The following is a 10,574-nucleotide window of genomic DNA, read 5'->3' on the forward strand; positions in this document are numbered from 1 at the left end:
GAAAAAATAGGTACGCGATACAAAGGCCTGCCCGGCAGAAGGAAGATTGCACATTTTTCCCGATTGGATAAGGGGAATTGTGTGTTCCACGGCAGGAACCGGCGTTAGCGTTACCGCGACCGGCCCCGCCCGGTGCTCAAGCCTTCCTCACGAACTCCGATTTCAGGTTCATCGCGCCGATGCCGTCGATCTTGCAGGCGATGTCGTGTCCGTCGCTGGCGTCCTGGAGCCGGATGTTGCGAACCTTGGTGCCGCCCTTCACGACCGAGGAGGAGCCCTTGATCTTGAGGTCCTTGATCACGATGACGCTGTCGCCGTCAGCGAGCACATTGCCGTTCGCATCGCGCACGCCTGCATCCGGCGCCGTATCCGCACCCGCATCCGCCGCACCGCTCCACTCGTGGCCGCACTCCGGGCAGACCCAGAGGTCGCGGTCCTGATAGGCGTGCTCGGAGCTGCACGCAGGGCATTTCATCGTGTCGGTCATGTCTGTCTCGTTCAAAGCTTCGTTCGCGGCGCGACCGTAGGGGCGGGAACCGGGAAAGCAAGCGAAAGCTGAAGGAGGCCCGGGCCGGTCGTCGCCTGCCGGTGCGATATCACCGGAACAGCGCCACGAAGATCACGTAGAGCCAGCCCAGGATGCCGTGGATGATCGCCCACAGGATCGAATGGTTGTTGGTGTAGGAGATCGCGATGGCGAGCGCCGAGCCGAAGCCCACGCCGTATTTCGCACCCTCGACGCGGACGCCGTAATAGCGATTGCCGTTCATGGTGGTCCTTCCTGCGGATTGCGATGACGCGTTGATTGGTGGGTAGCCCGGATGAGCGAAGCGATATCCGGGGAATGCTTCGGCGGCAAAGGTCCCGGATGTCGCGTCGCTCATCCGGGCTACACGCTCCGCAAAAAAAACATCGAAAACAACCCCATGCACAGTAGAAAATGTCAGGGATCTCAAAGTTCTGCGATACCGAAAATCGTGTGACGCGTCGGGCAAAGCCGGCCCCAAATCCCAAATGATGCGTGGGGAGGTACGAGTCGTGAGAGCCTGCCCTTTGGCCGGACTTCGGCGATACCGAACAGCATTTGACCCGTCGGGCAAAACAGGGGCATGATGACATTGTGGCACTGGCGCGACGGCCGGGAGCTGATCCGTCGCGGGGCGACATGCCGAAGCAACTCAAGAGAAAGCTGAAGGCCTACCAGACCTCGCTCGGCTTCTACGACCAGGCCGTCGCTGCGCCCTCGATGAAGGCGGCGCTCGAGGCCTGGGGCGCCAGCTCCAATCTGTTCCATCAGGGCGTGGCCAAGGAGACCGACGATCCCGCCATCGTCGCCGCGACCATGGCCAAGCCCGGCGTCGTGCTCAGGCGTCCGGTCGGATCGGACGGTTCGTTCACCGAGAGCGCGGCGCTGCCGTCCGATCTTGCCGACGCCGAGGCCAAGCCCAAGCGTAAGCCGAAGCCGAGCAAGCGCGCCGCCAAGGCGGCACCCAAACCGTCCCGCAAGATCGACGACCAGCAGGCACGCAAGGCCGCCGCGGCGTTCGAGAAGGAGGAGCGGCGGCGCGAAGCCGAGCGCCGGAAGGAGGAGGCCGCCCGCACCAAGGAGCGCGTGCGCCGCGACAAGGCGGTCGCCGCGGCCGAGGCGGCGCTCGACGAGGCGAGGCGGGAGCACGAGGCGCGAACGGAGCAGATCGAAGCCGAGCGCGCCGCACTCGACGAACGCGCCGAGGCCGAAGAGACCCGCTGGGGCAAGCAAAGGACGAAGCTGGTGGAGGCGTTGCGCCGGGCGCGCGCGTAGGGCACGACCGCCCCCGGTCCTCAGTACATTCCCCGATGGCGGCAAGCCATCGGTCGGGACACGTTGGCACGGCAAACGTGACGATGGCTTGCAATGGATGCCATGGCCATGCCGACCGGCCGCATCGAGCTGAAGCTTCGGAAGGTGTCGCAGCTCTTCAACACGCTGGATCCGTCGCCATTCAGGGAAAGCGAGCTTGCGCTCGACGCCGAAGACTACATCGTGGGCCGTGCGCAGGAATTGCCGATCGATGCGCCCGTCGCGATCGTCATTCATCTGCCGTCAGACGAGCTGTCGCAAGCGTCCGCAAGCGACATCGTCTCGCGGTGAAGGATCATTTCGACCTCAGAAGCGAGGCCATGACCCGGGAGATGCGGGAGCTGTTCAAGACCGGACGGCTCTCGCTCGCGGTTGGCCTTTCCATCCTGTCGTTATGCCTGGTGCTCGGCTGGCTGCTGTTGCGAAAGCTGGACGCGAGTCCCGTGTCCCACATCCTGCAGGAGAGCTTCCTGATCTTCGGCTGGGTTGCGATCTGGAAGCCGTCCGACATCTTTCTTTACGCCTGGCCCCCGATTGCCCGCCGCAGGGCGCTTTTCCGCCGGCTCGCTGCTGCGGATGTCGCGCTCGACAGCGACGTGCCCTGGCTTTCCCGGTCGTCGAAGGAGGAGAAGGATGTCAAGGCCATGTAAATTCGAGTCCAGCATCTTGAACCATGAGGAACAGCAGATTGTCCTGACATCCCACCATCCCGCGATCGGAGAGGTCGATCGTGCGGCATTGGAGAAATTGCGCAGCCTGCTGCGTGACCTTCGCGACAAGGAACGAACGCTGGCGCACCGGCAACGGCGCGTCGCGAAAGGTGCGGCCGAGCCCGGTGGTCGCCGCACGCCGGGAGCGGGGGCAAACACGTTCCGGCGCAAGGAAGTTTTTGTGGCCGCCCTCAAGCGCGTCAACAAGGAGCTGAGACGAGTCCAGAACTTCGAAGCAAGGCGCGAGCTGGGAGAGGCCGCCCGACGGGCGCTGGCGCTGCGCCGGGAGAGGCAGTTCGCGCGCCCGGACAATCATCCCACGTCACATGATGGCATGCGTGCACTGCCGAGCCGTCGTCGAATTGTCAAACTTCCTCCCTCGAAGATTGGACGGGTTTCGCAGGCCAACAAGAGGGCACAGGCGAGGCGGGACTCACGACGCTGACCGGACGTCGCCGCCGCTGCGAGGGATAGGGCTATTGCAGATGGCTTCTTGGTGACGGCCAGAGCAAGCGCCTCGTCCTTCGAGACGACCGCTTCCAGCGGGCTCTCAGGATGAGGCTAAGCAGCATTGGCTTCGTTCAAATTGCTGCCGCGCACTCCGCCCTCATCCTGAGGGCCCGCCTTCGGCGGGCGTCTCGAAGGATGCGCTTGCAACGGGGAAGCGAATTCGCTTGCCTTGCCTTGAGTCCTTTTGCACTCTGGCGGCAGGGAGACCAACGCATGACAAAAATGACGCTCGCCTGTGCGCTCGGAACAACGGCCCTGGTGCTGTGCAGCCTCGGGACATCAGGCGCTGAAGCCCGGACGCGGAAGGCCGTGGTCGTTCGCGCACCGCAGGAGAGGCTCATCGTCACGGCGCCTGTGCTGAGGCCGACGCCGTGGGATTACAATGTCGTTCCCCGCTATCGCTATCGCCCGGAAGATGACCGCGTCGATCCCTACGGCCCGCCGCTGGTGCCGTCATATGTGCGCTATGAGGGATGGCGCTGGCCGTATTGGTGGTAGTGGCCAAGCGCAGAATTGATGAATGCCTGTAGCCCGGATGGAGCGAAGCGCAATCCGGGGACTGCCCTGAGCTACGCTGGTCCCGGATTACGCTTCGCTCCATCCGGGCTACGCTTGTTTGCTAGTCTTCGTCCTCCGCCGCAAGCCGCAAAAACGGCCGCCTCATCGCGTTGTCCCTGGCGGCAGAGCCCGTGACCAGGAGAGGTTGCGCGATGATGACTCCCTCATCGCTGCGTGCGGCGCCCGCGACCGGGAAAAAACGGCAAAGCTGCGGCTGTCAAGAATACATCAGTGTAGAATGCCAGTTACCCCCGTAATAAACCCAATACTGTTTGGGGTTCTGGGTGCGTATTGGGAGGACCAATCAAATGGCAAGTGTTGAACAATTGCGCAGACGGGAAGGCGTGAACCTGGTTCAGCTCGAGGCGGACATTTCGTCGGTACGCCCGGGAAGCTCTCTTACCTCCATTGCTTTGCCTGATTACGTCGAGCACACCGAGGGCGTCACGCGCGTCGGCGCGCTCAGTGCAGAGGCGGTCATTCGTGATTATGAGTCCGCTGCAAAAGAGATCGAGGCCATGGGCACCGAGTTGATCGACGCCGCGCAAAAATGCGAGGCGCTGACGGCCCAGGTCCATGATGCGATCGCCTTCATGCGGGAGACGGCGGCGGGGTATCGTGAAGAGGGACGGAAGATCTTCAAGCGCATCGAAGAATGCGCGCTGTTCACCGAGGACGTCCGCAAGACATGCGAACAGGTCAAGCGCAGAATGGCGGAAGTCTCGGTCGGGCCGTCTCCCGATGAGGAGCTTGCTCCGGAAGACTCCGAGCTGTCCGGGATCGCCGCCAAGGTGACGATGAACGAAGTAAAGTGAGGCGGGCGTAGGTCCGTAGGGTGGGTTAGCTCCGCGACTGCGCGAAGCGCAGCCGCAGGCTAAACCACCCTATGGCACTCTAGCCCGGATGGAGCGAAGGGTAATCCGGGGTCTCGCCCCAGGTTGCGCTGGTCCCGGATTACGCGGAGCCTGTCATCGGGCGGCGCTTCGCGCCGACCCGTTGGCTCCATCGGGCTACGCTCTCAAGCCGGCGCCTTGCAGGCTCACCAATCCGGATCGCCGTAATAAGGGCCGTAGGGCGGAGGCATCCAGGGGCCTCGCGGCGGCGGTCTGGGCCGCCGAGGCGCGGCATCTGGCACGTGCGGCCGGGCACGCGGAGCCGCATCGTTGTTCATAACGCTGCGCACGGCGGGCTTGGCGGCCGCAGACGCGGATGACGTCGTCTGCTGCGTTTGCAGCGCCTGGACCTGCGCGGCGAGGCGCGCATTGTCCGCCGCCTCCTTCTCCTGCGCCGCCTTGAGCTGTTGAATGGTGGCGGCCTGCTCACGCAGGGTCTGCTCGTTGCTGCTTTTCAGTTGCTCGAGCTTGCCGCTGATGTTTGCAAGCTCGCTCGTGATGGCCTTGAGCGATTGCGCGAGCTCGGACGATGACGCCTCAGGCGCCGTGGCGGCAGGCTTTGGGGCGCTGTCCGTGTCCTTCGCGACCTGCGGCGCGGGCACCGGGCTCGGCTCACCCGCAGCAGCCAGCAGCACGGCCTGCGGCGGCGCGGGGCTTTCCACCGCGGCGGCTTGCGGGGCGCTGCTCGCGGCCGGCGGAGCCCAGCGCGCCATGATCGACTTGCCGATCGATTTGGCCTCATCGCGATATTGCGAAGCGAAGGCGGCACCGAGCAGGCCGATCGCCAGCACGAGGCCGACCAACGCGCGCATCATGGTTCGATCTCCCTTCAAGCCTTGATCGCGAAGCTTGGCGCTCGGAGCCCTGGCATCCGGCGTCGGCGCCTTGGAAGTTGCGGTTGCCGTCGCCGTCGCTGCGGCGCTTGCGTGCGAGGCCCGCTTGCCCTCGCTGTCGCGTTCCATTCCGGAAACCAGCCGGTCCAGCCGCGCAAGGTCTTCCTCTGCGCTCTTGATCCGGTCATAGGCCCGCGTCAGCCCGCCGTCCGCGCGCGCCTCGTCCGGCTTTGCGGTGTCGGGCTTGGTGGTATCAGCCTTGTCGGTATCAGGCTTCGCCGTATCAGGTTTGGGGTCGTTCGTTTCAGGCACCGATGCGCTCTCCATCCGGTCGGGCGTCAATGGGAGGCAGTCCGATCTTGGGAAGGATAGGTCTCGCCGCTATCCGACACAACGCGTGTGCCAAGGAAAAATTATGGCGGGCTCGGGAGCGGGGCGGAGTGAGCGCGGAGGGTGGGTCGCGCGTAGGGCGGGTTAGCTCCGCGACTGCGCAAAGCGCAGTTCGCGCAGCGTAACCCACCGCTTCTGTTTGCGGCGAGACGAAAGAGGTGGGTTACGCCAGCAGACGCGCTTGGTGCATCTGCCGGACTAACCCACCCTGCGGACCTGCGACGTGCTATGCTGTCGCGGGAGGAACCGCAATGAGGGTCCCTACCGCGATACTCGCCATGCTTCTTGCAAGTCCGGCCGCCGCCCAGGAGTGCCAGACGTGCTCAATGGCCGACGCCTGCATGAAGGAATACGCCAAGTCGACGTCGGAGGCCCAACGGGCCACCAGGCAAGGCATCCGGGATTGGAAGCAGAACCTGGACAGAAAGGCCTCCGCAGAATTGTCCAGCAGGGGCATCCTCGCATTGCAAGACGCCATGGAGGCACAGGTTCGTACGGAGCTGGAGCGCCTGAAGGAGTGCCTGGCGAAGATCAGGTAGGGTGCAAAGGAGGATCCGATGAAATCGCTTTTGCTGTTGACGGCGAGCGGTCCGCTGCTTGTTCTCACCTCGCATCAGTCCCTGGACGACCTGAAGCTTCTCGGGGTGCTCAGGCAGAAAGGTATCGGCAAGTTCGTCGCGTTCGAGGTTCCCTTGTCGCTCGCCAGGGAGCGCTACGGCGGGCACTTTCAGGCGGTTGAAAGCAATTTGCACGAGACCGATGATTTGAGAGTGCTCGACTTCAATGGCCAGCGGGTGTTTCAGCTCTTTCGTTTCGAAGAGCTCGGTTCACCGATGCTGATCGAACAGTCGTGATCGGTTTTGCCTTGCGGCATGATCTGTTTCGAAAAACCGGTTCATGGCGTTGCGGCGGCGAAAGGGAGCAGTTGAGCAGCGCGGGTCTCACCATGAACGTTCCCACGGAGGAACGGGCGCTGGCTCATTCCGTTTCCTTGAGGGGCTTGTGAGAGGAGGACAACATGAAAGCAATGATCATCGCGCTTTCGGCTGCCGTTGTCATGGCTGCAGCCCCAGCCGTGTTTGCTCAGGGTGTGTCGAGCAAGACGCCGGGTCATGAGATGCAGAAAATGGGTTCCAAGACGGGCGAGCCGGGCGCTTCCAGCTACGCTCCCGGGCATAAGAAGAAGCATCACGCGAAGTCGGCGAAGAGCACCAGCCCCGGCGCGTCGAGCTACGCGCCAGGACAAACCACAGGTCAAACCACGGGCGCGAGCACGAGGCCGAGCACGGGCTCGAGCAAGTCAGGGTACTGAGCTCCAGGCGGTCCTTAGGTCCAGGCACTGACGGGACACAACGGCCGGTCGGACGCAGGATGGGTTGAGCCCCTCGAGAAACCCATCACGCCAAATGGCGGGCAGGGCTTCCGGTCGTTAGTGACGGGTCGCGCGGATTTCGAGCGTCGTCTGGGTGAGCCTGGCCACGAACCCCTCAAGGTGCATGACCCTTTGTCTGGCCATTTGTTCATGCAACACGGCGATCTTCTGGGATTCGGCGACAAAGGAGTCGCACGCCTGTTTCGCGTACTCCATCTGAAGCTCAAAGGCCTCGACGGGTGAGCGCGCCGTCGCGAGCTTTCCCAGGAAGGTCCAGGCGTGCTCAAGCGACGTCTTGATGTAGCCGCTATAGGCATCGGCAATCGCCTGCGTGCCGGCCAGGGAGGGTTCCATCGGTGCGACGGGCGCGCTGGCAGCGATCTCCATCGCGGACGGCAAGGCTGCACCCGAAGGCACCTGCGCACCGATCGGTCGGCTCGTCTCTACCTCTTGCTCGGTCTCTTGCCTGTTTTCTTGCCTGTTCTCTTGCCGTTTCTCTTGCACGTTCTCTTGCACGTTCTCTTGGCTGACCTCCGCCGGGGCATCCGGCAATGGATGCGCTGCAGTTGCGTGTTGCTCGCCGGCCCCGGTCCGTTGCCCGGCCTTCTTCTTCCCGCCGCGCCGGCCGGATTTTTTCATTTGCTTATTTTCTACCGTACTCAACATTGCAAATGGCTCCTGAATATCGCTGAAGCCGCAAGCCTCCGTCGCGTTTGCGCTGAAATCGCGATTGTGGGTTGTCGCTTGCGTGGCGGCCATGTGGTGAGATTTTGCCGGGCATGGGCAGGGCCGTAGGGCGGGTTAGCCCCGGGCTGCGCGAAGCGCAGTCCCTTGGCGTAACCCACCTCTTTCATCTCGGGCGCGCAGAGGTGGTGGGTTACGCCGGCGGACCGCGCTTCGCGCGACCGCCAGCTAACCCACCCTACGGATCTACGGATCTTCCGCCGCAAGCCGCAGAAACTGCCGCTTCATCGCGTTGACCTTCCCGACATAGCCCGCGACGAGGTGATCGCCGCAGCGTGTCCCGGCGATCATCTGAAACTTGCGGCGCGCATAGGCCGTGGCGGGACCTGCGCCGCAGAGATGGATGAAGGCGGCCAGATCCTGCTTCTGCTCGCGGCTCGCCTTCACATCGCCCGCGAGGCCGAGAACCATGGCCACCTGGCGGTCCAGATATACCGACGCCAGCTCGATGGCGTGGCTCGGGATCGCGCGGATGTAGAGGAAGGTAGAACCGCAACCACTCTCCGTGACGGCGTTGCCGCGGACACAGAACCGCGCGGCTTCACGGTAGGCCGGATCGGTCATCTGGAAGAGCCCGACGGCTGAGGAGGCGGGCCGGTAGATCGCCAGCGGATTAAAACTCCACCGCCAGCGCCAATAGGTGCGCGCCACCGGATTGCCCGAACTCTCGACCTGCGCCAGCGCGGCCAGCAATTCGGGGGTGATGGTTGCGGTGGAATAGGTGCGGAAGAGGGGGCCGTATCTCGCCCAAGTCTCTGCCGGCTCCTTGTCGAGGGTGTTGCCGATGAAGGCGAAGAGTTCGGTCGGCTTGCGGATGACGTGATAGGCGATGTTGAGGAGGGCGAGGGCTGCAAGCAGAATTGCTGCGCTGACTGTGATCCGAACTGTCCGCGGTGCGCGGGCGAACGTCTTTCGTGCCCAACGGGCGCCCCGCCGGATGTTGTGAAGGCGAGGGAGGAAGTTTTTGCGTTTCCTTGGCATGCGTCTTGGAGGAGTGAGGAGGATTAGGCGAGTCCTTGCTCCGGCGCAGCGTCAGATCAAAGGGGCGAATCTCGGTCCGAAATCGCGCAAAAGTTGAAGTCGCCAAGAAATGTCGTAATATGAACGGACTGCGATTTCCGATTGCAATCAATTTGGAGAGTTTCTACGCCGACCATAGGTCGGTGACATGGAGGAGGAATGGTCAAGAAGGCTAAGTCTTTTGTGCCAGTTGTGGCGGTGTTGAATATGAAGGGCGGAGTGGGAAAAACGACGATTTGCTCAAACGTTTCTCTATCCGTTTTCGAGAACAAAGAGGTCGGTACTTTGCTTATCGATCTCGATCCTCAATTCAACTTAACCCAAGGTCTACTCAAGCGGGCTGACTACGACAAATACAAGGCGGCCTCGAAGACGATATTCTCCGCGATGGAGCCTCGATCAGAAGTTGGTTTATTTGATGTGGCTACGTCAACTCAACCGCCTCCTAAGAGTGAAGACTTGCGTCATAGTTTCTTTTATCTGACGGACATGCCGTCGAAAGAGTTCGACATAATTCCTGGCGATTTTCAGCTCGTCAAATACAGCCTTATGGATGACAATGCTAAACTGAAAGGCGTAAAGGATAGATTTTTGAAGTTTCTTCGACAATGCAAGTCGTCGTACGACACTATTTTTATCGACTGCAATCCAAGCAGCTCGTTTCTGACTTTGTGCGCTCTTCACGCAGCAACTCACATTTTAGTCCCAGTTCGACCAGATCGTTTCTCAATTTTAGGTCTCGAAATATTGTCGGAATTCATCGATCAACTTCCAACCCTTTCGCCGAAGCCGCAGCTGCTCATTCTGCTTAATGGGGTAAGTAGAGGTGGGCGGGATGCCGTAGCAGCGAGTGTTGAGGCTGAACTTCGCGCGCATCCTAGATTTGGTCCTCGTACATTGAAGGCTCTTATGCCACAGAGTGAAGCGTTTAGAGCCAGAACTGATTACACGGGCTTCGCCATCGATCGAAAAGGGCGGTGGCAAAAGCAGATTGGAGCTGAATTGACCGCGATCGCGAACGAGTTAGCCGGAAAGCTTGGGTTGTAGAATGAAGAAGCCGAACCAAATCCTATTGTTTCTGGCATCATCCAGCATCGGCCCAGAAGCCATTTACGAGTTTTTTCGTTGGGTCGAACGGGTAGGTGCCAATCGAGGTACTCAGTCTGTACTGAACTTACGAGAGCATTCTGAGCAAGTGCTTTATTCGTCGCGAGGTCGCGTTTCGAATACCGATGGAGATGCCGTAGCTTCACCGCGGCTGATCGGACGTGAGGCCGAGCGCTTGCTTGCGGGTGCGGGCATGCCAAATCAGGACCTGGTGGCCCACATCCATCGGGAGTTGCGAATTATGGGCGTCCCTCTGAGAGAAATTCCACCCTTCAACAAAATATCGCTGTCAGAGCTGGCCCCGGTTGTTTGGACAGCGCCCCGCTGGATTTAAGTGGATTCCTGCCGGGTTATGCTGAACGCGGGGCTTTACGATTTTGTCGTTGCGTCGGGAGGGCGTAGCCCGACCAGAGCGACGACAAAATCGTCGGCGACGGTCATGCGGCCATCACCATAGCTTGCGTGCCGAAGTAAGCCTCGTCGGGCGTGCGCCCGTCAAGGCTCGAGTGAGGGCGTCCCTGATTGTAGAAGGCCAGATACTTGGCAATTGACGCTCGCGCCTCGGACACGCTGTCGTAGGCGCGGAGATAAACTTCT

At 61.6% G+C, this 10,574-nt stretch carries 17 protein-coding genes; 11 read left to right on the forward strand and 6 right to left on the reverse strand.

All coding sequences use genetic code 11. The features are described 5' to 3' along the window. Positions 1–136 precede the first annotated feature (136 nt). Positions 137–487: a zinc ribbon domain-containing protein YjdM gene (locus IQ16_RS23155; protein WP_018644643.1), complete on the reverse strand. Its 351-nt coding sequence runs from the start codon at positions 485–487 to the stop codon at positions 137–139. 109 nt (positions 488–596) lie between these two features. Next, on the reverse strand, positions 597–770 hold the full coding sequence (locus tag IQ16_RS45780) for a hypothetical protein (protein ID WP_018644642.1): 174 nt from the start codon (positions 768–770) through the stop codon (positions 597–599). Positions 771–1,165: 395 nt separating this feature from the next. Here IQ16_RS45780 and IQ16_RS23160 point away from each other — a divergent pair, with 395 nt between their 5' ends. The 6 genes from IQ16_RS23160 (at position 1,166) to IQ16_RS23185 (ending at position 4,433) form a co-directional block, all read left to right on the forward strand. Continuing rightward, positions 1,166–1,801 carry a hypothetical protein gene (locus IQ16_RS23160; RefSeq protein WP_018644641.1) on the forward strand — a complete coding sequence of 212 codons (636 nt, stop codon included), beginning with the start codon at positions 1,166–1,168 and terminating at the stop codon, positions 1,799–1,801. A 93-nt stretch (positions 1,802–1,894) separates the two neighbouring features. Further along, positions 1,895–2,131, forward strand: coding sequence for a hypothetical protein (locus tag IQ16_RS23165; protein ID WP_051123010.1), 237 nt, complete (start codon positions 1,895–1,897; stop codon positions 2,129–2,131). 29 nt (positions 2,132–2,160) lie between these two features. Continuing rightward, a complete protein-coding gene (locus tag IQ16_RS23170; RefSeq protein WP_145831771.1) occupies positions 2,161–2,490 on the forward strand; it encodes a hypothetical protein in 330 nt (109 codons plus the stop codon). A 16-nt stretch (positions 2,491–2,506) separates the two neighbouring features. Further along, on the forward strand, positions 2,507–2,995 hold the full coding sequence (locus IQ16_RS23175) for a hypothetical protein (RefSeq protein ID WP_244635817.1): 489 nt from the start codon (positions 2,507–2,509) through the stop codon (positions 2,993–2,995). A gap of 278 nt (positions 2,996–3,273) precedes the next feature. Beyond that, positions 3,274–3,558: a hypothetical protein gene (locus IQ16_RS23180; protein ID WP_018644639.1), complete on the forward strand. Its 285-nt coding sequence runs from the start codon at positions 3,274–3,276 to the stop codon at positions 3,556–3,558. 368 nt (positions 3,559–3,926) lie between these two features. Further along, the gene (locus tag IQ16_RS23185; protein WP_018644638.1) at positions 3,927–4,433 is read left to right on the forward strand and encodes a hypothetical protein; all 507 of its coding nucleotides are present in this window, start codon (positions 3,927–3,929) and stop codon (positions 4,431–4,433) included. Positions 4,434–4,657: 224 nt separating this feature from the next. Here the strand turns inward: IQ16_RS23185 and IQ16_RS23190 are convergent, their stop codons facing one another. After that, entirely contained in the window at positions 4,658–5,671 is a 1,014-nt protein-coding gene (locus IQ16_RS23190; protein ID WP_018644637.1) for a hypothetical protein, read from the reverse strand. A gap of 389 nt (positions 5,672–6,060) precedes the next feature. Here IQ16_RS23190 and IQ16_RS23195 point away from each other — a divergent pair, with 389 nt between their 5' ends. The 3 genes from IQ16_RS23195 (at position 6,061) to IQ16_RS23205 (ending at position 7,046) form a co-directional block, all read left to right on the forward strand. Then, positions 6,061–6,273, forward strand: a complete 213-nt coding sequence (locus IQ16_RS23195; RefSeq protein WP_244635820.1) for a hypothetical protein — start codon at positions 6,061–6,063, stop codon at positions 6,271–6,273. A gap of 18 nt (positions 6,274–6,291) precedes the next feature. Further along, complete coding sequence (locus tag IQ16_RS23200) at positions 6,292–6,588, forward strand: hypothetical protein (protein WP_018644635.1); 297 nt, start codon at positions 6,292–6,294, stop codon at positions 6,586–6,588. Between the two features lie 164 nt (positions 6,589–6,752). Beyond that, the gene (locus IQ16_RS23205; protein ID WP_018644634.1) at positions 6,753–7,046 is read left to right on the forward strand and encodes a hypothetical protein; all 294 of its coding nucleotides are present in this window, start codon (positions 6,753–6,755) and stop codon (positions 7,044–7,046) included. Positions 7,047–7,163: 117 nt separating this feature from the next. Here the strand turns inward: IQ16_RS23205 and IQ16_RS23210 are convergent, their stop codons facing one another. Together IQ16_RS23210 and IQ16_RS23215 are read right to left on the reverse strand one after the other, a co-directional pair. Then, the gene (locus IQ16_RS23210; RefSeq protein WP_018644633.1) at positions 7,164–7,865 is read right to left on the reverse strand and encodes a phasin family protein; all 702 of its coding nucleotides are present in this window, start codon (positions 7,863–7,865) and stop codon (positions 7,164–7,166) included. 171 nt (positions 7,866–8,036) lie between these two features. After that, on the reverse strand, positions 8,037–8,831 hold the full coding sequence (locus tag IQ16_RS23215; protein WP_018644632.1) for a transglycosylase SLT domain-containing protein: 795 nt from the start codon (positions 8,829–8,831) through the stop codon (positions 8,037–8,039). A 198-nt stretch (positions 8,832–9,029) separates the two neighbouring features. Here IQ16_RS23215 and IQ16_RS23220 point away from each other — a divergent pair, with 198 nt between their 5' ends. Together IQ16_RS23220 and IQ16_RS23225 are read left to right on the forward strand one after the other, a co-directional pair. Continuing rightward, positions 9,030–9,917, forward strand: coding sequence for a ParA family protein (locus IQ16_RS23220; RefSeq protein WP_051123008.1), 888 nt, complete (start codon positions 9,030–9,032; stop codon positions 9,915–9,917). A 1-nt stretch (position 9,918) separates the two neighbouring features. Beyond that, the gene (locus tag IQ16_RS23225; protein ID WP_145831772.1) at positions 9,919–10,311 is read left to right on the forward strand and encodes a hypothetical protein; all 393 of its coding nucleotides are present in this window, start codon (positions 9,919–9,921) and stop codon (positions 10,309–10,311) included. A gap of 103 nt (positions 10,312–10,414) precedes the next feature. Here the strand turns inward: IQ16_RS23225 and IQ16_RS23230 are convergent. Continuing rightward, the coding region (locus IQ16_RS23230) for an integrase core domain-containing protein (protein WP_145831773.1) at positions 10,415–10,574 on the reverse strand (160 nt) is incomplete at its 5' end.

It is taken from the genome of Bradyrhizobium huanghuaihaiense, assembly GCF_007830635.1.
Taxonomy (GTDB): Bacteria; Pseudomonadota; Alphaproteobacteria; order Rhizobiales; family Xanthobacteraceae; genus Bradyrhizobium; species Bradyrhizobium huanghuaihaiense.